This window comes from Streptosporangium fragile, assembly GCF_039534445.1.
GTDB lineage: Bacteria > Actinomycetota > Actinomycetes > Streptosporangiales > Streptosporangiaceae > Streptosporangium > Streptosporangium fragile.
The window spans coordinates 1-23,176 of the sequence record NZ_BAAAVI010000065.1 but is presented as its reverse complement, the minus strand read 5'-3'; the positions used below and the strand labels follow the sequence as shown (position 1 = coordinate 23,176).

At 74.2% G+C, this 23,176-nt stretch carries 12 protein-coding genes; 8 read left to right on the top strand and 4 right to left on the bottom strand.

Features of this window, described 5'->3' with window-relative positions:
• The first annotated feature begins 22 nt into the window (after window positions 1–22).
• Both ABD841_RS31845 and ABD841_RS31840 read left to right on the top strand, forming a co-directional pair.
• The gene (locus ABD841_RS31845; RefSeq protein ID WP_344979518.1) at window positions 23–1,048 is read left to right on the top strand and encodes a FecCD family ABC transporter permease; all 1,026 of its coding nucleotides are present in this window, start codon (window positions 23–25) and stop codon (window positions 1,046–1,048) included.
• Entirely contained in the window at window positions 1,045–2,067 is a 1,023-nt protein-coding gene (locus ABD841_RS31840; RefSeq protein WP_344979516.1) for a FecCD family ABC transporter permease, read from the top strand. Before ABD841_RS31845 ends, ABD841_RS31840 begins: the two co-directional genes overlap by 4 nt.
• Window positions 2,068–2,088: 21 nt before the next feature.
• Here the strand turns inward: ABD841_RS31840 and entS are convergent, their stop codons facing one another.
• Window positions 2,089–3,324 carry an enterobactin transporter EntS gene (gene entS, locus ABD841_RS31835; RefSeq protein ID WP_344979514.1) on the bottom strand — a complete coding sequence of 412 codons (1,236 nt, stop codon included), beginning with the start codon at window positions 3,322–3,324 and terminating at the stop codon, window positions 2,089–2,091.
• Window positions 3,325–3,398: 74 nt separating this feature from the next.
• On the opposite strand from entS, the gene panD reads away from it, so the two are divergent.
• From panD to ABD841_RS31805, 6 genes are all read left to right on the top strand, one after another.
• Complete coding sequence (gene panD / locus ABD841_RS31830) at window positions 3,399–3,806, top strand: aspartate 1-decarboxylase (protein ID WP_344979513.1); 408 nt, start codon at window positions 3,399–3,401, stop codon at window positions 3,804–3,806.
• Between the two features lie 240 nt (window positions 3,807–4,046).
• Window positions 4,047–16,070: an amino acid adenylation domain-containing protein gene (locus tag ABD841_RS31825; RefSeq protein ID WP_344979511.1), complete on the top strand. Its 12,024-nt coding sequence runs from the start codon at window positions 4,047–4,049 to the stop codon at window positions 16,068–16,070.
• Window positions 16,071–16,160: 90 nt separating this feature from the next.
• Window positions 16,161–17,186, top strand: coding sequence for an iron-siderophore ABC transporter substrate-binding protein (locus ABD841_RS31820; protein ID WP_344979510.1), 1,026 nt, complete (start codon window positions 16,161–16,163; stop codon window positions 17,184–17,186).
• 133 nt (window positions 17,187–17,319) lie between these two features.
• Window positions 17,320–17,544: an MbtH family protein gene (locus ABD841_RS31815; RefSeq protein ID WP_344979509.1), complete on the top strand. Its 225-nt coding sequence runs from the start codon at window positions 17,320–17,322 to the stop codon at window positions 17,542–17,544.
• Between the two features lie 215 nt (window positions 17,545–17,759).
• Complete coding sequence (locus tag ABD841_RS31810) at window positions 17,760–18,203, top strand: CBS domain-containing protein (protein ID WP_344979508.1); 444 nt, start codon at window positions 17,760–17,762, stop codon at window positions 18,201–18,203.
• Window positions 18,200–19,489, top strand: a complete 1,290-nt coding sequence (locus ABD841_RS31805) for an ArsB/NhaD family transporter (RefSeq protein WP_344979507.1) — start codon at window positions 18,200–18,202, stop codon at window positions 19,487–19,489. The genes ABD841_RS31810 and ABD841_RS31805 overlap by 4 nt, the downstream gene beginning before the upstream one ends.
• 45 nt (window positions 19,490–19,534) lie before the next feature.
• Here ABD841_RS31805 and ABD841_RS31800 read toward each other — a convergent pair whose 3' ends face one another.
• The 3 genes from ABD841_RS31800 to ABD841_RS31790 form a co-directional block, all read right to left on the bottom strand.
• A complete protein-coding gene (locus tag ABD841_RS31800) occupies window positions 19,535–20,740 on the bottom strand; it encodes an endonuclease/exonuclease/phosphatase family protein (protein ID WP_344979506.1) in 1,206 nt (401 codons plus the stop codon).
• Between the two features lie 61 nt (window positions 20,741–20,801).
• Entirely contained in the window at window positions 20,802–21,833 is a 1,032-nt protein-coding gene (locus tag ABD841_RS31795; RefSeq protein ID WP_344979505.1) for a glycosyltransferase family 2 protein, read from the bottom strand.
• 3 nt (window positions 21,834–21,836) lie between these two features.
• On the bottom strand, window positions 21,837–23,176 hold a 1,340-nt coding region (locus ABD841_RS31790), incomplete at its 5' end, for an endonuclease/exonuclease/phosphatase family protein (RefSeq protein WP_344979503.1).

Here is a 23,176-nt window from a genome sequence, read left to right as displayed (position 1 = left end):
GCTATTAGCTTAGGCTAACCTAATGATCGTGATGCTCCCCGTGAAGAGCATGAATCCCCGGAAACGGCTGGCCGGGCTGTACCTGCTCGGCGTCCTGCTGGCCCTGACCGTACTGGCGAGCATCGTGATCGGCGCGAAACAGATCCCGCTGGACCAGGCGGTCTCGGGACTGGTCGCCCCGGACGGCTCGGAGAACGCGCTGATCGTCCAGGAGCTGCGGCTGCCGCGCACGCTGCTCGGCGTGGCCGTCGGCGCGGCGCTGGGCCTGGCGGGCGCGCTCATGCAGGCGCTGACCCGCAACCCGCTGGCCGAGCCGGGCCTGCTCGGCGTCAACGGGGGCGCCGCGATGGCGGTCGTGACGGTCATCGCGGTGTTCCGGGTGGACGAGGTGCTCGTGTACGTCTGGGCGGCGTTCCTCGGGGCCGCCGGGGCGGCGCTGCTGGTCTACCTGATCGGGTCGCGCGGCCGTTCCGGTGCCACGCCGGCCCGGCTGGTCCTGGCGGGCGCCGCGATCAACGCGGTGTTCAGCTCGCTGACGGCGGGACTGATGCTGCTCAGCCCGCACAGCTTCAACGGTTTCCGCTTCTGGCAGGTCGGCTCGCTGTCCGGCCGGGACCTCGGGATCTTCTTCGAGATCGGCCCGTTCCTGCTGGCGGGGACGCTGCTCGCGCTCTGCCTGGCACGCCCGCTGAACGTGCTGGCGCTGGGAGAGGACTCCGGGCGCGCGCTGGGGGCCGGAGTGGGCGGGATCCGCGCGCTGGGGATGCTGGCGGTCGTGGTGCTGTGCGGTGCCGCCACGGCGGCGGTGGGGCCGATCGCGTTCATCGGGCTGGCGGTGCCGTTCACGGTCCGGGCGCTGGTCGGCCCCGACCAGCGCTGGGTGCTGCCGTACTCGCTGCTTCTCGCGCCGGTGCTGCTGCTCGGCGCGGACATCGCCGGACGCGTGGTCGCCGCGCCCGGCGAACTGGAGACGGGCATCATCACCGCGCTCCTGGGCGCCCCGCTCTTCGCGCTGATGGTCCGCAGAGGAAGGATCCCCCAGCTGTGAGCCGTGTCGTGCGCGCCGGGGTGTGGTCCGTGCGCTGGGAGGTCCGGACCGTCGCGGTGTGCGTCGCGCTGGCGGGCGTCGCGCTGGCGGCGGGGGTGTTCGTGGTCGGCACCGGAGACCTCCCGATCTCCGCCTCCGAGGTGGTGCGGGTGCTGGCCGGCCAGGGGGACCAGGTGACGGAGTTCGTCGTGACCACGTTGCGGCTGCCCCGGGTCGTCGTCGGCCTGCTCGCCGGAGCGGCGCTGGGCCTGAGCGGGGCGATCTTCCAGAGCATGTCGCGCAACCCGCTGGGCAGCCCCGACCTCATCGGCTTCACCACGGGCTCGGCGACCGGCGCGCTGCTGCAGATCCTGGTCGTCGGCGGCGGCACCGCCGCCATCGCGGCGAGCTCGGTGCTCGGCGCCGTGGTGACCGCGCTCGCCGTCTACCTGCTGGCCTACCGGGGCGGGGTCCACGGCTCCCGGCTCGTGCTGGTCGGGGTCGCCGCGGCCGCCACGCTTGAGGCGTTCAACGCCTACCTCGTCACCCGCGCCGAGCTGCGCGACGCGTACGAGGCGGCGTTCTGGCTCACCGGCAGCCTGAACGGTAGGGGCTGGGATCAGGCGCTGCCGCTCACCCTGGCCATGGCCGTGCTCGTGCCCGCGGCGCTGGCGTCCGGACGGTGGCTGAGCATGGGCGAGCTGGGGGACGACGCGGCCCAGGCGCTCGGTGTGCCGGTCCAGCGCACGCGGGCCGCGCTCGTGGTGGTGGGGGTGGGGCTGGCCGCGGTGGCGACCGCCGCGGCGGGGCCGGTCCCGTTCGTCGCGCTGGCCGCGCCGCAGCTCGCGCGCCGGCTCACCCGCCGGTCGGGCCCGCCGCTCGTGCCGGCCGCGTTGATGGGCGCGGCACTGCTCGTCGTGGGCGACCTGGTCTCGTTGCGGCTCCCGGTCGCGGTGCCGGTCGGTGTGGTCACCGGGGTGCTGGGCGGCGTCTATCTGGTCTGGTTGCTCATGAGCGAGGGCGGGAAGGGGCGGGCGTGAGAGGGCCGGGGCGGACCCGCCTCAGCGGGTCTCGGTGTCGAGTGTCGCGGTGCGCAGGCCGGTGAGCGTGAGGGCGAGGGCGAGGGCGAGTACGGCGCTGACCGTGCCGTAGACGACTATCGCGGCGCCGGGGGCCAGGTAGCGGCCGAGCGCGCCCGCGCCGAGCGCGCCGACGGCCTCGCCACCGGTCTCCTGGGCGGACCACAGGGCGTTCACCCTGCCGAGATAGGCGTCGGGAGTGTGGGCCTGGATGAGGCCGTAACGGAGGATCTCCTCGACGGACGTGACGAAGCCGTACCCGAGGAGGATCGCGACGGCGAGCGCGGGATGCCCGGCCAGGCCGAGGCAGGCGAGTGTCGCGAAACCGGAGACCGACGCGACGAGCAGTGCCCGGCCCGGCGCGCGCAGCCGCCCGGTCCAGCCGCTGGTGACCGAGGCGAGCACCGCCCCGCAGGCGGGCGCGGCGTAGAGCAGGCCGATCGTGGTCGGGCCGCCGTGCAGGTGCAGGGTCGCGAACGCCGGCATGAGCACCGGGATGCCCCCGGCCACCATGAACAGCAGGCCGAGCAGCATGAGCGAGCCGACGACCCGGTGCGAGGCCACGAACCGCAGTCCCGAGCCGATCGCCTTCAGCGGGCTCTCGGTGACCTCTCCGGCCGGCCTGAGCTCGGGCAGCCCCCGCAGCAGGCCGAGGGTGGCCAGCGTGCCGGCGGCCGCGGCGGCGTAGTTCCATCCGGCGCCGAACGCGGACACGGTCAGGCCGCCGAGCGCGGGGGAGACCATCGAGCCGAGCCGTACGGTCAGCGCGTTGAGCGCGCCCGCCGCGACCAGCTGGTCGGGGCGGACCAGGGCGGGGGTCGCGGCGAGCAGCGCGGTGACGCTGACCCCGGTCGCCAGCCCGTCCCAGGCCGCGAGCGCGTAGAGCGCCGCCAGCGACGGCGAGGGCAGGAAGGCGTTCACGCTCAGCAGCACGAACCCCGCACCCGCCGCGGCGCGCGCGAGCAGCATGAGCCGGCGGCGGTCGTGCCGGTCGGCCAGCACCCCGCCCCAGAGGAACCCCGCCAGCAGAGCGAACCCCTCGGCCGAGGAGACCGCGCCGACGTGTACGGTCGATTCGGTCATCGTGTAGACCTGCACTGGCACGGCGACCGCGAGCATCCCGATCCCGAAGACCGACACGGTGCGCGCGACGAACACGTTCCGGAACGCCCTGCTGGTACGGAGCGGACTGATGTCCATGGCCAGACGGCGGAGCATTTTCGGGCTTCTCCTCGGGGGTCGGAGTAGTTAAGGTAAGCCTAACCTTAGTTAATCTTGAGCAAAGGGGCGGCATGCAGCGCACGCTGATGAACGGGAAGATCCACCGTGCGACCGTGACCCAGGCGGACCTGCACTACGTGGGGTCGCTCACGATCGACGCCGAGCTGATGGCCGCGGCCGACATCGTCGAGGGCGAGCAGGTCCACGTCGTGGACATCGACAACGGCGCCCGCCTGGTCACCTATGCGATCACCGGTGAGGCGGGCAGCGGGGTCATCGGCGTCAACGGCGCGGCGGCCCACCTGATCGAACCGGGCCATCTGGTGATCATCATCTCGTACGGGACGTTCGACGAGGAGGAGCGGCGGACGCACCGGCCCAAGGTCGTTCACGTCGACCGCGACAACCGCGTCGTCGCGCTCGGCGCCGACCCGGCGGAGCCCGTTCCCGGCGCGGCGGCGCAGCTCGCCGGGCGCTGACCCGCGGAAGGCTCACCCCCCGGCCCGCGAGGCGCGCGGCGCGGTGCGAGGCCGGGGCCGCCGGGGTGACCGGCCGCTCGGCGGCATGCCGTGAGGGACAAAGCTCCTGCTCCTCTGAGTGATCACACGATCGCTGATCAATTTAGGTAAGGCTAACCTTGTGTGAGTTTAATAGGCAAGGCTAACCTAAGTTGCGATGGGGGCCAGTGTGCCCGATCGGCCACAACGGAAGAGTTGAGCGTGCAGGAGCAGACGGCCGCACGGCGGCGCGAACTGATGCGGCGGATGATGGTCGAGGCGGGGCTGGTCCCGGGCGCGAACCGGATCACACCCCGCGGATCGGACGGCCCCGCACCACTGTCCTACGCGCAGCAGAGCATGTGGCTGCACCACCAGACGTTCCCCGGCAGCCCCGCCTACAACGTGTGCCTGCTGGTGCGCATGTCGGGCGCGCTCGACCCCGACGCGCTGCGCGAGGCGCTGCGCGGCCTCATCCGGCGGCACGCGGTGCTGCGCACCATCTACGGCGACGGGCCGGTACAGCACGTCACCGCCGACGACTCGCTCGACCTGCCGGTGCGGGACTGCGCGGACGCCGAGGCGCGCGCGGCGCAGCTCGCGGCGCTCCCCTTCGACCTGCGCGCGGAGCGGCCGATCCGGCTCGAACTGCTCCGGCTCGGCGCCGGAGAGCACGCCCTGGTCCTGGTCGTGCACCACATCGCCTGGGACGGCATGACCTGGGGATCGCTCTCCCGGGACCTGTCGGCGCTCTACCGCGCCGCCCTGTCCGGCGAACCGGACACCCTGCCGGCGCTGACCGTCCAGTACCCCGACTTCGCGGCCTGGGAGCAGAACCGCCCGCTGCCGGAGGCCGACCTGGCCTACTGGCGGGAGCGGCTCGACCCGCCGCCCCCGCCCCTGGACCTGCCCGCCGACCGCCCCCGCGGCGCCACCGTGTCCGAGCGGGGCGGCCGCCGGGCCCGCCGTTTCGACGACGCGGTCACCGCCGGGATGCGGGACCTGGCCGCCCGGGAGAACGTCACGCCGTACATGGTGATGCTCGCCGCCTACGCGGCGCTCCTGCACCGCTACACCGGCGCCGTCGACGTCGCGATCGGCTCGGCCGTCATGAACCGCGAGCACACCGAGGTCGAGCGGCTGGTCGGCAACTTCGGCAACACCCTGGTCCTGCGCGTCGACCTGTCCGGCGCGCCCACCTTCCGCGAGGTCCTGCACCGGGTCCGGGACACGTGCACCGAGGGCCTCGCGCACCAGGCCCTGCCGTACGACAAGATCGTGGAGGAGCTGCGGCCCGCCCGCCGGCGCGGCCGGTCGCCGTTCTTCGACACCATGCTGCTGTTCCTCGCCCAGGAGATCGGCGAACTGGACCTGCCCGGCGTCACGACGAGCTGGACCCACATCCACAACGGCACCACCCACTTCGACCTCTCGCTGGAGGCCTTCGTCCGGCCGCACGGCATGATCGTCGAGGCCACCTTCCGGCGCGAGCTCTTCGACGACGAGCGCGTCGACGCGCTGCTGGGCCACCTGGAGACGTTGCTGGGCAGCGCCCTGACCGGCCCGGACCGGCGGATCGGCGACCTGGACCTGCTGCCCGAGACCGAACTCGCCCTGCTCCGGGAGTGGAACGTCACCTCCCGGCCCGTCCCGGACACGACCGTGGTGTCCCTGTTCGAGGAGCAGGCCGCGCGCACCCCGGAGGCGGTCGCGATCGCCGGGGAGCCCGGCACGCTCACCTACGCCGAGCTGGACCGGCGGGCCTCGGGACTGGCCCGGGTCCTGCGCGCCCGCGGCGCGGGACCGGACCGGGTCGTCGCGCTGGCCGTGCCCCGCACCCCCGACCTGGTGGTCGCCCTGCTGGCCGTGCTGAAGTCCGGCGCGGCCTACCTGCCGCTGGACCTGGACCACCCGGCCGACCGGCTGGCCTACATGCTGGCCGACGCGGACCCGCTGTGCGCGATCGCCACCCCCGAGACCGCCCACCTCGTCCCGGAGGGAACCGAGACGCTGGTGCTCGGCGACACGCCGCCCGGCCCGGGAGTGTCGCACCCGGCCGGCGGGGACGACCTGGCGTACGTCATCTACACCTCGGGCTCGACCGGCCGGCCCAAGGGCGTGGCGATCCCGCACGCCGCGCTCACCACCTTCCTCCTCACGATGCGGGAACGGCTGGCCCTCGGCCCCGGCGACCGGCTGGTCGCGGTGACCACGATCGCGTTCGACATCGCGGCGCTCGAACTGTACGTGCCGCTGATCAGCGGCGCGACCGTCGTACTGGCCTCCCGCGAGACCGTGCGCGACCCGGCGGCGCTCGGCGACCTGCTCGCGGACGCCACCATCGTCCAGGCCACCCCGTCACTGCTGGGTTCGCTGGACCCGGCCGCGCTCGCGGGACTGCGGGTGCTCGTGGGCGGGGAGGCGCTGCCCGCCGCGCTCGCCGAGACCCTCGTCTCGACGGCGGCGCGGGCCGTCAACATGTACGGGCCGACCGAGGCGACGATCTGGGCGACCTCGGCGGAGCTGCCGTCCGCCGGGATCGGCCGCCCGTTCCCGAACACCCGGGCGTACGTCCTGGACGCCGGGCTGCGCCCGGCCCCGGTCGGCGTCCCCGGCGAGCTCTACCTGGCGGGCACGCAGCTGGCCCGCGGCTACGCCGGCCGGCCGGACCTGACCGCCGAGCGGTTCGTCGCCGACCCCTTCGGCCCGCCCGGCGGGCGCATGTACCGCACCGGGGACCTGGCCCGCTGGAGCCGGGACGGGTCGCTGGAGTACCTGGGCCGCACCGACGACCAGGTGAAGATCCGCGGGTTCCGCATCGAGCCCGCCGAGGTGCAGGCCGTGCTCGCCGCCCAGCCCGGTGTGGCGCAGGCCGCGGTCGTGGTCCGCGAGGACCGGCCCGGCGACCGGCGGCTGGTCGGTTACGTCGTGCCCCGCGGGGACCTGGACGAGGCGGCGCTGCGGGAGGCCGCGGCCGAGGCGCTGCCCGAGTACATGGTGCCCGCCGCGCTGGTCGTGCTCGACGCGCTGCCGCGCACCGTCAACGGCAAGCTCGACCGGGCCGCGCTCCCCGCGCCCGAGATCCAGGTGTCGCGCCGGGAGCCGCGCAACGCCCGGGAGGCGGCGCTGTGCGCGATCTTCGCCGAGACGCTCGGGCTGGACGGGGCGGGCATCGACGACGACTTCTTCGCGCTGGGCGGGCACTCCCTGCTGGCCACCCGGCTCGCCGGGCGGGTCCGCGCCGTGCTCGGCGCCGAGCTCACCGTCGCCGACGTCTTCGAGGCGCCCACGGTCGCCGCGCTGGCGCCGCGGCTGGTCGAGGGCACCCGGCCGAGGGTCCGCGACGTGACCGCCCCGCCCGAGCCCGTCCCGGCCTCGCCCGCCCAGCGCGGCCTGTGGTTCGAGGAACGCCTGCGCGGGCCGTCCGCCGCCTACGCGCTCCCGCTCGGCATGCGGCTGTCCGGCCCCCTCGACGCCGACGCGCTGCGCGCCGCGTTCCACGACGTGGTCGCCCGGCACGAGCCGCTCCGCACCCTGCTGGTCGAAGGCCCCGACGGGCTGCCGGTCCAGCGCGTCCTGGACCCCGGCACGGCCGCCTTCGACATGGTGGACGCGCGCGGGTGGCCGGCGGAGCGCCTGCGCGCCGCCGAGGCGCGGGCCGCGTCACACATCTTCGACCTCGAAACCGACCTGCCGGTCCGGGCGACCCTGCTGCGGGTCTCCGCCGAGGAGTCGGTGCTGGTCATGCTCCTGCACCACGCCGCGGCGGACGAGTGGTCGTTCACCCCGCTCCTCGCCGACCTGGCGCGCGCCTACGAGGCCCGGCGCTCCGGTGCCGCGCCCGGGTGGGCCCCGCTGCCCGTCCGGTACGCCGACTACGCCGTCTGGCAGCGCGACGTCCCCGGCGCCGGGGAGCAGCTCGCCTACTGGGAGCGGGCGCTCGACGGGCTGCCGGAGGAGACCACGCTCCCGCTCGACCGGCGCCGGCCCGCCGAGGCGAGCCACCGGGGCGGCCTGGCGTCGTCCCGGCTGCCGCTGGCCGGGGTGCGCCGGCTGGCCCGCGAGACCGGAACGAGCGTGTTCATGGTCCTGCACGCCGCCGTGGCCGCCCTCCTGCAGCGCACCGGCGCGGGCGACGACGTGGCCCTCGGCTCGCCCATCGCCGGCCGCGCCGACGAGGACCTCACGGACCTGGTCGGCGTGTTCGTCAACCTGCTGGTGCTGCGCACCGACCTGTCCGGCGACCCGACCTTCGCCGAGCTGCTGGAACGGGTCCGGCACACCGACCTGGCCGCGTTCTCGCACGCGGACGTGCCGTTCGAGCAGGTCGTGGAGCGGCTGGCGCCGGAGCGCTCGCTCGCCCGCAGCCCGCTGTTCCAGGTGATGATCGTGCACCAGCGGCTGGACGACGTGCGGCTCCGGCTGCCCGGGGTGCGGGCCGAACCGTTCCTGCCCGAGACCGGCGGGGTCAAGTTCGACCTGGACCTCTACTTCGCCGAGGGCGAGGACGAGATCGAGGTCGTCGTGGCCTACGCCACCGACCTCTTCGACGCCGAGACCGTCGCCGATCTGCTCGCGCGGCTCGGCGAGCTGCTCGGGCAGGCCGTCGAGGACCCGGCGCGGCGCCTGTCGTCGTTCGGCGCCCCCGCCGTACGGCAGGACACCGCCCGGGAGTTCGCCCGGCTCACCGTCGCGGAACTGGTCGAGGCCCAGGTGGCGCGCACGCCGCACGCCACGGCCGTCGTCTTCGGTGACACCGTCCTCAGCTACGCCGAACTGGACGAGCGCGCCGAGGCCCTCGCCGACCGGCTCGCCGCGGCGGGAGCCGGCCCCGAGCGGATCGTCGGGATCGCGCTGCCCCGCTCGGCCGAGTTCGTCGTGGCCCTGCTCGCCGTGCTCAAGACGGGGGCCGCCTACCTGCCGATCGACGTGACCTACCCGCGCTCCCGGGTGGACCTGATGCTCGACGTCGCCCGGCCCCTGCTGGTCGTCGGCGTCGACGAGCCGCCCCTGGAGGCGCCGCCCCGGGTCCGGGCCGAGGTCCTCCCCGACCACCCCGCGTACGTCGTCTTCACCTCCGGGTCCACCGGGACGCCCAAGGCCGTCGCCGGAACCCAGCGGGCGCTCGCCAACCGGCTCGCCTGGGGCGCCGGGCTCGCGGCCCCCGGCGTGCGGGTCGCCAAGAGCTCGCCGGCCTTCATCGACGGCACCACCGAGCTGCTCGGCGGTCTCGTCGCCGGCGACACCGTGGTGGTCGCCGGCGACGCCACCGCCACCGACGCGCTCGCCCTGGCCGAGCTGATCGACCGGCACGGCGTGAACCTGGTGACGCTCGTGCCGAGCCTGCTGACGGCCCTGCTGGAGGCCGGGGACCTCCCCTCCGTGCGCACGTGGATCAGCAGCGGCGAGGCCCTGCCCGCCGGGCTGGCCGAGCGGGTCCCGGCCCGCCTGGTCAACCTCTACGGGTGCTCCGAGGCGGCCGGGGACAGCCTGGTCGACGAGGGCGCGGGACTGGTCCCGATCGCCAACACCACGGCACACGTCCTGGACGCGGCGCTCCGCGAGGTCCCGGTCGGCGAGCTGTACCTCGCGGGCGACGGGCTGGCGCGCGGCTATCTCGGCGACCCCGTCCGCACGGCCGAGCGGTTCGTCGCCAACCCGTTCGGCCCGCCCGGATCCCGGCTCTACCGCACCGGCGACCGGGTGCGCCGCCGCCGCGACGGCGGGCTGGACTTCCTGGGCCGGGTCGACGACCAGATCAAGATCCGCGGTTTCCGGATCGAGCCGGGCGAGATCGAGGCGGTGCTCGCCGCCCAGCCCGGCGTGCGGCAGGCCGCCGTGGCGGCCCGCTCCGGCTCGCGGCTCGTCGGCTACGTCGTGGGCGACGCCGACCTCGACGCGTTGCACGCCCGGCTCGGGGAGATCCTGCCGGACTACCTCGTCCCGTCCCGGCTGGTGGCCCTGGACGAGCTGCCGCTCAACCCCAACGGCAAGGTCGACCGGCGGGCGCTGCCCGAGCCGGGCACACGCGAGGGCAGGGCACCGGAGACCGAGACCGAGCGCACCGTCGCCGGGCTCGTCGCCGAGCTCCTCGGCCGGGACGGCGTCGGCGCCGACGACGACTTCTTCCGCATCGGCGGCGACAGCATCAGTGCGGCCCTGCTCGTGGCCCGCGCCCGCCGCGCCGACCTCTCCTTCGGCGTCCGCGACGTCTTCCGGCTGCGAACCGTCGCCGCCCTGGCCCGCGCCGCGCTGCCGCACACCGGCACGCCGGCCGGGGCCGCGCCGGCGAGCCACCCGGCCGGGGCCGCGCCGGTGAGCCGCCCGGCCGGGGCCGCGCCGGTGAGCCGCCCCGCCGGGATCGTGCCGGCGAGCCGCCCCGTGGAGCTGCCGCTCTCGCCGCTGCAGGAAGGACTGCTGTTCCACCTGATGCTGGCCGGCGAGGGCCGTGACATCTACGTCCAGCAGGCCGTGGTGACGCTGGCCGGGCCGGTGGACCCCGACCGGCTGGCCGCGGCCGCGCGCCAGGTGCTGGGGAAGTTCCCCAACCTGCGGGCCGGTTTCCGGACCGACGGCGCCCGCGCCGTCCAGTTCGTACCCCAGCGGTTCGAGGTGGACTGGACCTACGCCGAGGTGGACGACCTGGAGGCGTTCGCCGACGCCCAGCGCGCCCGGCCGTTCGTCCCGGACGAGCCGCCGCTGATCCGCTTCGCGCTGGCCCGGCTCGGTGACGACGACTACCGGCTGGTGCTCACCTCGGAGCTGATCCTGCTGGACGGCTGGTCCGGCGGCCTGCTGGTCACCTCGCTGCTGGAGTTCTACACCGACGCCGCCACCGAGTGGGCGCGCCCGGTGGCCCCGTTCCGGGCCTACCTGGACTGGGTGAGCGGGCAGGACCGGGAGGCGGCGCTCAAGGCGTGGCGCCGCAGCCTCGACGGGTTCGACGAGCCGACCCTGCTCAAGCCCGAACTGGTCGACCGCCCCGCCGACCTGGCCGTCGCCGGGGAGATCCACCGCGACCTGCCGGAAGGCCTCGCCGACCGGCTCGGCGCGGTCGCCCGCGAGTCCGGCGTGACGCTCGGCACCCTGTACGAGACCGCCTGGGGGCTGCTCCTCATGGGCCTCACCGGCCGGGACGACGTGGTCTTCGGCGTCTCCGTCTCCGGCCGCCACCCCGACGTCGACGGGGTCGAGTCCATCGTCGGCCTGCTGTTCAACACCATCCCCGTCCGGGTGCAGGCCGGACCGGCCGACCCGCTGCGCGCGGTGCTGGAACGGGTGCAGGCCGCCCAGTCCGAGCTGTTCGACCACTCCTACGTCGCGCTCGCGGACGTGCAGCGGGCGACGGGGCTGGGCACCCTCTTCGACACGCTCTTCGTCTTCCAGAACTTCCCCGGCATGCCCACCGGGCGCGGCTTCGGCCCCGGCGGCGACGTGCGGGTGCTGGGCCGCCAGGTCCGCGACGCCACCCACTACCCGGTCACCATGGTCGTCGAACCCGGCGCGGGCCTGCGCGTCATGCACCGGGGCGACGCCTTCACCACCGCCGAGATCGACCGCCTCACCGACCGGTACGTGCGGATCCTGGAGACGCTCGCCGCCGCGCCCGGCACACCCTGCCACCGGCTCGACGTACTCCTGCCCGGCGAGCACGACCGGCTGCGCCGGGACTGGGCCGAGGCCGAACGGCCGGTGCCCGGCCTCACCATCGCCGAACTGCTGGCCGAGCAGGCCGGGCGGACCCCGCACGAGACGGCCCTGGTCTCCCAGCCCGACGTGCGGCTCACCTACGCCGAGCTGAACGCCGCGGTCAACCGCCTGGCCCGGCTGCTGAAGGCGCGCGGAGCCGGACCGGAGCAGGTGGTCGCGCTCGCCCTGCCCCGGTCGGCGGAGATGGTCGTCGCACTGTTCGCGGTGCTCAAGACCGGCGCCGCCTACCTGCCCCTGGAACTGGACTACCCGGCCGACCGGCTCGACTTCATGCTGGCCGACGCCGCCCCCCTCTGCCTGGTCTCGCACCGCGACATCGCCGCGGGGCTCACGCACCCGGGCGCCTCGATCCTGCTGGACGACCCCGCCGTGCGGGAGACGCTGGCGGCCCTGCCCGGCACGGACCTGACGGACGGGGAACTGCCCGGCTTCGGCCGGGACGTGCCCGGACGGCTGGAGCACCCGGCGTACGTGATCTACACCTCCGGCTCGACCGGGCGCCCCAAGGGCGTGGTCACCCCGTACCGGGGCCTGACCAACATGCAGTTCAACCACCGGGCCAACATCTTCGACCCGGTCGTGGCGGCGGCCGGGCGGCGGCTGCGGATCGCGCACACCGTGTCGTTCTCCTTCGACATGTCGTGGGAGGAGCTGCTCTGGCTCATCGAGGGCCACGAGGTGCACGTCTGCGACGAGGAGCTGCGGCGCGACGCCGAGGCGCTGACCGCGTACCTGCAGCGGCACCGGATCGACGTGATCAACGTGACGCCGACCTACGCGCAGCAGCTCCTGGAGGAGGGGCTGCTCGACGGGGCGCACCGGCCGCCGCTGGTGCTGCTGGGCGGCGAGGCCGTCCCGGCGGCGGTGTGGAACCGGCTGGCGGACACCGACGGGGTGCTCGGCTACAACCTCTACGGCCCGACCGAGTACACGATCAACACCCTGGGCGGCGGCACCGAGGACAGCGCCACGCCCACGGTCGGCAGGCCGATCTGGAACACCCGCGGCTACGTGCTCGACGGCTGGCTGCGGCCGGTCCCGCCGGGCACGCCGGGAGAGCTCTACATCGCCGGCGCGGGCCTGGCCCGCGGCTACCTCGGCCGCCCGGACCTGACCGCGGAACGGTTCGTGGCCGACCCGTTCGGCGGCGGCCGGATGTACCGCACCGGTGACCTCGTGCGGGTGCGCCCGGACGGGAACATCGACTTCCTGGGCCGCACCGACGACCAGGTGAAGATCCGCGGGTACCGGGTCGAGCTGGAGGAGATCGAGACCGCGCTGGCCGCGGAGCCCGGTGTCGGCCAGGCCGCCGTCGTCGCGGCCGACACCGACGTGCCGGGGGTGAAGCGCCTCATCGGATACGTGGTGCCGGACGGCGGCGCGCAGCCCGGCGCCGAGGACGAGCAGCTGGCGGAGTGGCGGCAGGTCTACGACGCCGAGTACACCGAGATCGGCACGGCCGTCCACGAGGAGGACTTCGCCGGCTGGAACAGCAGCTACGACGGGCAGCCGATCCCGCTCGACCACATGCGGGAGTGGCGGGAGACCACGGTCGCCCGCATCGCGGCCCTCGAACCCCGCCGGATGCTGGAGATCGGGGTCGGCACCGGCCTGCTGCTGTCGAAGCTGGCCCCCGGCTGCGAGAGCTACTGGGGCACCGACTTCGCGGCGCCCGTCATCGCCAAGCTCCAGGCCGACCTGGGGCCCGACTCCGGGGTCCGGCTGCGCTGCCAGCCCGCGCACGACACCACCGGCCTGCCCACCGGTTTCTTCGACACCATCGTGATCAACTCGGTGATCCAGTACTTCCCGAGCGCCGACTACCTCACCGAGGTGATCGGCAAGGCGATGGAGCTGCTCGTCCCCGGCGGCGCGTTGTTCGTCGGCGACGTGCGCGACCTGCGGTCGGTGCGCTGCCTCCACGCGGCGATCCAGCTCGGCCGGGGCGGCGGTGACCTCGCGGCGATCGACCGGGCGGTCCGGATGGAGAAGGAACTCCTGCTCGACCCCGCCTTCTTCACGCTCCTCGACCAGCCGGCGCGGGTGGAGGTGCGCACCAAGCGGGGGGCCCGCCACAACGAGCTGACCAGGCACCGCTACGACGTGACGCTCCGGAAACCCGCGGCGGCCCCCGCCCCCGAGCCCGCCGAGGCCCCGGTCGTGGACTGGGCCGCGCTGGCCGGGCTGGACGACCTGGCGGCCCGGCTCACCGGGCCGCTCCGGGTGCGGGGCATCCCCGACGCCCGGCTCTCCGGCGAGCTCGCGGCGCTGCGCGCGCTCCAGGACGGGGCGTCCCCGGACGAGGCGCGGGCGCTGCTGCAGGCGCCCCCGCGCGGCGTCGACCCGGAACGGCTGTACGAGCTGGATCCCGGTGTGGTCACCGTGCCCTCGGCCGAGGTCGGCCACTACGACGCCGTCTTCGGCGGCGGGCCCGCCCCGCTGCCGGTGGACGCGGACTCCGCGGCCGGTCAGGACCGCAGGCCCGGCTCGTACGCCAACAACCCGGCCGCGGCCCGCGACCACGGGGCGCTCGCCGCCCGGGTGCGGGAGGGCCTCAAGCGGCGGCTGCCCGGCTACATGGTGCCGAGCGCGATCGTGACGCTGGACGCGCTCCCGCTGACCGTCAACGGCAAGCTGGACCGGCGTGCCCTGCCCGCGCCCGACCAGTCGGGCCGGCGCCGGGCCGGCCGGGCCGCCCGGACCCCCGTCGAGCACCTGCTGTGCGGGTTGTTCGCCGAGGTGCTCGACGTCTCCGCCGTCGGCATCGACGACGACTTCTTCGACCTGGGCGGGCACTCGCTGCTGGCGACGCGGCTGATCGGCAGGGCCCGCGCGGTGCTCCGCACCGAGCTCGCGATCCGGGACCTGTTCGAGGCGCCGACCGTCGCCGAGCTGACCGCCCGGGTGCACGCCGGGGCCGGCACCGCGCTCAGGCCCCCGCTGGAGCCCCGGGACCGGCCCGAGCGCGTCCCGCTCTCGTTCGCGCAGCTCCGGCTCTGGCTGCTCGACCAGATCCTCCGCGAGGACGACGGCCCCCGGGAGGCCTACCACCTGCCGCTGGCCGTGCACCTGCGCGGCGAGCTGGACCTGGCCGCGCTGGAGGCCGCGATCGGCGACGTGACGGCCCGGCACGAGAGCCTGCGGACCGTCTTCGCCGAGCACGGCGGCGTCCCTTACCAGCGCGTCCTGCCGCCGCAGCAGGCGCGCCCGGTCCTGGAGGTCGCGACCGGCACCCCGGAGGAGGTGATCGCGCGGCCGTTCGACCTCGCCTCGCAGATCCCGCTGCGGGTCGCGGTCTTCCCGCGCGGGGAACGCGAGCACCTGCTGCTCGCCGTGTTCCACCACATCGCGTTCGACGAGTGGTCCTTCGGCCCCTTCGCCCGGGACACGGCCCGGGCCTATGCCGCGCGGCTGGGCGGGGCCGAGCCCGACTGGCCGGCGCCCGCCGTGCAGTACGCCGACTACACGCTCTGGCAGCGCGACCTGCTCGGCGACCCCCTCGACCCGGGCAGCCTGCACGCCCGTCAGCTCGCCTACTGGGCGCAGGCGCTCTCGGGCATCCCCGAGGAGATCCCGCTGCCGGTGGACCGGCCCAGGCCCGGCACGGTCGGCCAGCGCGGCGGGACCGTGACCGGGGACCTCCCCCGGGACCTGGTCGAGCGGCTCCGGCGGCTCGCGCGGACCGGCGGGGCCAGCATGTTCATGGTCTGCCAGGCCGCGGTCGCCGCGCTGCTGCACCGGATGGGCGCGGGGGAGGACATCCCGCTGGGCAGCCCGGTCGCCGGGCGCACCGACGAGGCGGCCGGCGACCTGGTCGGCTTCTTCGTCAACACGCTCGTGCTGCGCGCGGACGTGTCCGGCGACCCCGCCTTCACCGAGCTGCTCGCCCGGGTACGCGACACCGACCTGGCCGGTCTCGCCAACCAGGACCTGCCGTTCGAGGCGCTCGTCGAGGCGCTCAAACCGCGCCGGGTGCCCGGCCGCAACCCGCTCTTCCAGGTGATGGTCGGCTACGAGAGCCAGGACACGGGCGACGTGCGCTTCCCCGGCCTGGAGCAGCGGGAGGCGGTCTTCAGCCCGCCCGCGGCCAAGTTCGACCTCGACTTCATCTTCCGGGAGCGGGGGGAGGCGCTCCAGCTGATCGTGGACTACTCGGCCGACCTGTTCGACCCGGCCACGATCGACACGATGATCGGGGCGCTGTTCGGCCTGCTGGACGCCGTCGCGACCGACCCCGAGGCGCGGATGAGCGACCTGCCCGCGGTCCTCGAGGCCCGGACGGTCACCGAGACCGGCGCCGGTCCGGGGGCCCGGCGCGACGACGAACGCGAGGCGGTGCTCTGCCGGATCTTCGCCGAGGCCCTGGGCGTGGACGCGGTCGGCCCGCACGACAACTTCTTCGAGTTGGGCGGCCACTCCCTGCTCGCCATGGAGCTGGTGCGCCGGATCCGGCGGGAACCGGGCTGCGCGGGGGTGCGGATCGCGACCCTGATGACCGCCCAGACGGTCGCGGAACTCCTGAACCGCCTGGAGTGAGGCGCTTCCCATCACCGATAAAGATTGTTAATTTAGGCAAGCCTTGCCTAAATAAGAGACTCCTGACGTTCTGGAAGGATACGCACCCCCATGCGCAACTCCATGCGCCGTCTGGCCGCGGCCGGAGCGCTGGTCCTGGGCCTCGGCCTGGCCACCGCGTGCGGCGGCGGCAGCGGCGGTGGCGACACCTCCGCGGCCGCCCCCGCGCCCACCACCTCGGCCGCCTCCGGATTCCCGGTCACCGTCACCCACAAGCTCGGCACCACGACCATCCCGTCCGAGCCCAAGCGCATCGTCGCCCTCGGCGAGGTCGACCAGGACACCCTGCTGGCCCTGGGCGTGCAGCCGGTCGGCATGGCGGAGCTGACCGGCATCCAGCCCGACGGGCTCACCCCCTGGACCGCCCCCAAGATCTCCGGGACGAAGCCGACGCTGCTCAAGGCCGGCGAGTCCGGCTTCTCGGTGGAGCAGATCGCCGCGCTCAAGCCCGACCTGATCCTCGCCGGTGGCGACTACTACATCGACAAGGAGTACGCCAACCTCTCCCGGATCGCGCCGACCACCGCCTACCAGACCGGCCCCGCCGAGGACTCGTGGCAGTCGGTGGCCCGCCAGGTCGCCACGGCGATCGGCAGGCCCGCCGACGGCGACAAGCTCGTCACCGACGTCGAGGCGAAGATCGCCTCCGTCAAGTCCGACCACCCGGAGCTGACCGGCAAGAAGTTCGCGCTGACCAGCGTCTTCCCGTCCGGGAACATCGGCGTGATGAAGTCCGACACCGACATCAGCGTCAAGCTGTTCAACCAGTTCGGGCTGGTGCTGCCCGACGAGCTGAAGCAGCTGCCCGGCGAGGGCTTCGCGGCCGAGCTGAGCATGGAGAAGATCGAGGTCCTCGATGTGGACCTGCTGCTCAGCCACTACAACGACGACCCCGCCACGCAGAAGAAGATCGAGGACAACAAGTTGTTCGCCGGCCTCGACGTGGTCAAGCGCGGTTCGTACGTGCCGCTGGACCTGAAGTGGTTCTGGCCGCTGCGCACGCCGACGCCGCTGGCGATCCCGTACGTGGTCGACCAGGTCGTGCCGGCGGTCGCCAAGGCTGCCAAGGGCGCCTGACGCGCCGTCCGGAACCGTCAAGGGCGCCTGGCGGGGCGTCCGGAACCGTCAAGGGCGCCTGTGGCACGCCCTCGCCCCTCCGCGGCCGCCCCGCCGCGGCGGGTCCGCTCCCTGACCGCACTGGAGGAATTCGATGACCAACCCGTTCGACGATTCCGACGCGAGCTTCCTCGTGCTCGTCAACGCCGAGGCGCAGCACTCGCTCTGGCCGTCGTTCGCCCCGGTCCCCGACGGGTGGACGAGCGTGTTCGGGCCCGAGGGACGCGCCGCCTGCCTGGAGTACGTGCGGGTGCACTGGACCGACCTGCGGCCCCGGAGCCTGGCCGAGGCGGCCGGGGGAGCCCCGTCGCGGGGGTGATGCCGGCGGGCCGTCCCCGGCCGCGCGGGCGGACGGGGCAGGTGGGCGGACGGGGCAGGTGGGCGGACGGGCCGGGCGGGCGGGCCCGGCCGGTCCCGTACGGCCGGTACCGCCACCGATCGTCCTCGGAGGGTACTGGTAGATTGCCGCCAGGTGCGCCGGGAAGTCTGGTCGGCATGTCATGTCCCCGATGAGAGATGTGAGAGGTCGGCCCCTTGCGTGCTCGTGACCTGGTAGCCCCCTTCCCGACCGTCGGCCTGGACACGCCCGTGGTGGAGGCGGCGCGCCTGCTGGCCGACCAGGACCTGCCCGGCCTGATCGTGGTGGACGAGCGGGACCTGCCCCGGAGCATCCTGCCCGGCACCCAGGTGCTGCGGCTGGCCGTGCCCACCTACTGCCAGGACGACCCCGCGCTCGCCCGCGTCATCGACGAGGCGCACGCCGACGCCTTCCTACGGGGGATGCAGGGGCGCACGGTGCGCGAGTGCCTGCCGCCGGAACCACGTGAGCTGCCCGTCACCGATCCCGACGCCACCGTGCTGGAGCTGGCCGCGCTGATGGCCCGCACCCGCAGCCCGCTGGTGGCCGTGGTCGAGGGCGGCAGCCTGGTGGGCGCGGTCACGCTGCAGGCACTGCTGGACCGGATGTTCACCGTATGACGGCGCTGGCCTGGGCCTCCGTCGCCTTCTTCGTCGCCGCCTACGCCCTCATCGCCACCGAGAAGGTCCACCGGGTGGCGGCCGCGCTCGGCGGGGCCGGGCTCATGCTGCTGATCCACGCCACCGACGCGGAGGCCGCCTTCTTCTCGGAGGAGACGGGCATCGACTGGAACGTCATCTTCCTGCTCCTCGGCATGATGATCATCGTCGGGGTGCTGAAGGAGACCGGCGTCTTCGAGTACCTGGCGATCTGGGCCGCCAAGCGCGCCCGGGGGTACCCGTTCCGGCTCATGGTGCTGCTCGTCGTCATCACCGCGGGCGCCTCGGCGATGCTGGACAACGTCACCACCGTGCTGCTGATCGCCCCGGTGACGTTCCTGGTGTGCGAGCGGCTGGCGCTGCCGGTCGCCCCCTACCTGATCGCCGAGGCGATGGCCTCCAACATCGGCGGCGCCGCCACCCTGGTCGGCGATCCGCCCAACATCATCATCGCCAGCCGGGGCGGCCTGTCCTTCAACGACTTCCTGGTGCACATGGCGCCCATGGTGATCGTGCTGGTCGTGGCCTTCATCGGGCTGTGCCGGATCATGTTCCGCGCCTCCTTCCGCTACGACCCCGACCGGGCGGCGGAGATCATGGCGCTGAACGAGCGGGAGGCGATCGCCGACCGGCGGCTGCTGGTGCAGAGCCTGATCGTCCTGGGGCTGGTGATGGCCGCTTTCGTGCTGCACCCGGTGCTGCACTACGAGCCGTCGGTGGTGGCGCTGCTGGGCGCCGGGGTGCTGGTGGCCGCCACCCGGGTCACCACCGAGGAGGCGCTGCGCGAGGTCGAGTGGCCCACCCTGGTCTTCTTCGCCGGGCTGTTCGTCATGGTCGGCGCGCTGGTGGAAACCGGCGTCATGGGGATGGTCTCCCAGGCGGCCGTCGGCGCCACCGAGGGGCGGCTCGGGCTGACCACCATGGGCCTGCTGTGGGGCTCGGCCGGGGTGTCGGCCGTCGTCGACAACATCCCCTACGTCGCCACGATGAGCCCCATCGTCGCCGATCTCGTCAACGCCTCCGGCGGCGGCGACGTGGCCCAGGTCCTGTGGTGGGCGCTGGCCTTCGGCGCCGACCTGGGCGGCAACGCCACCGCGGTCGGCGCGGCGGCCAACGTGGTGGTCCTCGGCATCGCCGCCCGGAACCGCACTCCCATCAGCTTCTGGCAGTTCACCCGGTACGGGTTGATCGTCACCCTCGTCACCGTCGCGCTGGTCACCCCCTACCTGTGGTTGCGCTACCTCTGACGGCCCGCCCCGGCGGCTTCGCCCCGGCGGCGCCCGCCCGGCCCGTCACGGCCGGGGGAGGCCGCCGGGGCCGCCGAGGGAGACGAGCAGTTCCTGCGCGCGGTGGTCGGACATGCCGCGCGGGTCCAGGAGGTCGTAGCGGTGGACCCCCACCGAGGAGGTGAAGGTCCAGTCGAGCTGCCACAGGGCCGGGCCGCCGGCGGGCCACGAGGCGAGGTGCGGCCGGCGGGACGCGCGGTTCGCGCTGGAGAGCCGGTGGAACAGCCACCGGAGGTCTCCCATGGCGTAGGTGCTGTTGAAGTCGCCGGTGACCACCGTCGCGTTGCGGTTGGCGCCGAGGTCGGCCTCCAGGCCACGGAACTGCGCCCCGCGCCGGGCGTCCCGGTCCCGCAGCCGCGTGTAGAACTCCGGCGTCAGCGGGTTCTCGTCGAGCATGTACTGCGTGGGGATGTGCACGTTGTACACGGACAGGACGGACGCGCCGACCCGCACGTCGGTGCGCAGGACCTTGGACAGGTCGAAGGCCGACCGCCACGGTGACCGGGAGTCCAGCGTCCGGGCCGGCCCCACCCGCGTGGTCGCCACGATGGGGAAACGCGACACCGTGACCAGCTCGCCGTCGACCGCGACGTGGTACCCGGGGAACTCCCGGCGCAGCCGGGCCAGGTCGTCGATCTGCCGGGGATCGTCGCCCACCCAGTGCATGTACTCCTGCAGCACGTAGATGTCGGCGCGCCGGTCCTTGAGGAACCCGTAGAAGCGTTCCGGGTCGTCGTCCTGGTGCCAGTACTCGGTGTTCCACGACACCAGGCGCAGCGCGCCGGCCGGGGCGGGTGACCCGCCGCCGCCCGCGAGGGCACCCGGGTCGAGCCCGCTCTGGCCGGCGCCGAGGACGAGGGAGACGGCCGCCAGGGCCGCGCACCACCGCCGCCGGGACCGGCCGGCCAGCGGCGCGGCGGCCAGCAGCAGGAGCGGGGCGGCGAGGTAGACCATCGGCGGGACCAGGTCGGGCAGCAGCCAGAGCCAGAACCGGCCGGACAGCAGGTGGTGCAGGACGACGAAGACCAGCCACGCCGCCGTGACCCCGAGGAGCAGGCGGGCCCGCCACCGGGACGCGCCGCCCCGGTGGCGGACCCCGGGAGCGGGTGATCCGGGCATCCTCACGTCCGGGGTCTCCTCCGCCTCCGGTACGGCGGCCCGGCCGGGACGGTCCGGGGGCCGCCCGTCGACGGGAAGCGCCGCGTTCTCCACGGTGTCAGCTCCTCTCGGTGACGGCGTCGGCCGCGTCCCGCGCGGGTGCCGGGCCAAGTGATCAGCCGCCGGCCGGTGACGCGGCCGGTACCGGTGCGTCATAGAGTCTGCGGAACCTTCCGGACCCCAGCCACTGCAACACGCCGACGATCACGGCGCCGATGATGACGAGGTTCACCAGGAAGTGCACGCCGGCGAAGAAGACGCCGAACACCGGACACCGCCTGGCGAAGACGAACCGGTACATTCCCACGTCGCAGGCGAGCGAGGCGGCCAGGAGCAGCGCGGGCACGGCGGCGGCGACGGGGCCGAGCGCCAGGGGCAGCGGCAGGGCGGCGACCGCGAGCAGCGCCGCCACCGACGCCCAGGCCCGGGACGCCGTCTCGTAGCCCCGGGCGAACCGCCGCCTTCTCGCGTAGAGGGGGACGCGGAGCCGGCCCCGGTGGAAGAGCTTGCGCAGCAGCGCGCCGAGCTCACGGTCGTGGCTCATGCGGCCGTGGATCGCCGGGGTGATCAGGACGGTGTACCGCCGGCTGAGCCGCTGGCCGTAGTCGACCTCCTCGGTGTACCGCAGCAGCGGGTTGAACGGCCCGATCTCGGCGAAGACGTCCGCGCGGATCGCGAACATCGCCGACCACAGGAAGGAGACCTCGCCCGCCGAGGCGATCGACCAGTAGTGGTGTTGCAGGGAACGGTAGTCCTCGACCCTGCCCGAGCGGATCAGCGGTTCGGGGTCCTCGATGCCGCACACCGCCCCCCGGCCCGGGTCCGCCTCCAGGAGCGCCACCCCGGTGGCGACCGCGTCGGGGGCCAGCGCCACGTCGGAGTCGACGAAGAACAGGATCTCGCCGCTCGCCCGGGCGGCGCCCGCGTTCCGGGCGACGGCGGGGCCGCCGTTCTCCGCGGTCCGCAGCACGCTCACCCCCATGGACTCCGCGATCCGCACCGAGTCGTCGGTGCTGCAGTCGTCCACCACCACGATCTCCAGGGGGGAGTAGGTCTGCGCCTGGACGGCCGCGAGGCACAGCGGCAGGAACCGCGCGTGGTTGTGGTTCGGAACGATGACGGTGACCAGTGGACGGTCCGGTTTCATGGTTCATCCCTCCTTCGGGTCCGGGTTCCGGCGCGGGGGCGGCGCGGCACCTTCGTCGGCGGACAGGGAGACGACCATGTCCTGAAGGTGGTGGCTCGACATCCCCTCCGGGGAGCGCAGGTCGTAGCGGTGGACGCGCACGTCGTGCGAGGTGAGGGTCCAGTCCATCCGCCACAGCCGCAGGCCCGCGAACGTCAGCGTCGCCGGGTAGGGCGACCCGCCCGCGCGCGCCGCGTCCCTGAGGTGATCCAGCCGCCGCAGGTGTCCCATGCCGGGCAGCGTGTTGAGGTTGCCGGAGACCAGCACGGGGTTCGGGTTGCCGTCGATGTCGGCGGCGAGCGCGTCGAACTGGGTTCTCCGCTCGGCGTCCAACGCCTCGATGGCGCGGTGGAACCGCGGGGTGAGAGGGCTGGAGCTCAGGTAGAGCATGTCGTAGAGGTGCACGTTGTACACCGAGAGCGGGCGCTCGCCGATCCGCAGGTCGGTGCGCAGGGCCGCCCGCACCCAGCGGGGCGCGAACGGGTTCGGGTTCGTCCCCAGCGGCACCTGCGCCGCCACGGGGAAGCGCGAGATCGTGAGCAGGCCGTCGGCGGCCACGACGTGATGGGCGGGGAACTCCCGCCGCAGCAGTTCCCCGTCCTCGATGGGCACCGGGGCGCCGGGCCCGCACCCCGAGTGCTCCTGGAGCAGGTAGACGTCGGCGTCCCACTTCTTCAGGTAGCGGAAGAAGCCGCCGGGATCGTCGGTGGTGTTCCAGCAGTAGGTGTCCCAGGAGACGACGCGGAGCGCACCGGGCGGGGCGGGCCCGTCCCCGCCGTCCCACGGCATCCGCAGGGTGAGTCCCGCCTGGTCGAGACCGAGCCCGAGGGCGGTCACGGCGAGCAGGGCCGTCCACCGCCGGGCGGTCACGGCGACGCTGATCCGGCACAGCCCGAGCACCGCGAGGGTGGCGAGCAGCGCCGCCGGCAGCAGCGCGTACAGCAGGGGCGGCACCATCAGGTCCGGGACGACCCAGATCCAGGTCCGGCCGGTGAGGAGCCGGCGCAGGACGATGAGCGCCACCCCCGCCGCCGACAGGCTGACCAGCACCCGCTCCAGGCGGGGCAGCCGGGTGCGGGCGAGGAGGAGCATCGGCACCGACCCGAGGAGCAGGAGCGGCACGGCGAAGAACGGCAGGAGCGGGACCGCGCCGCCCCACCACCAGAACCTGCCGGTCAGCCAGTTGACGAGCGCGAGGAGCAGCCACGCCGACACGACGGCGAGTGCCGCCCGGCCCGTCCAGCGTGCCGCGCCGCGCCGGGCCGCCCCGGGCGCCCGTCCCGGGGCGCCGGGCCCGCCGGCCC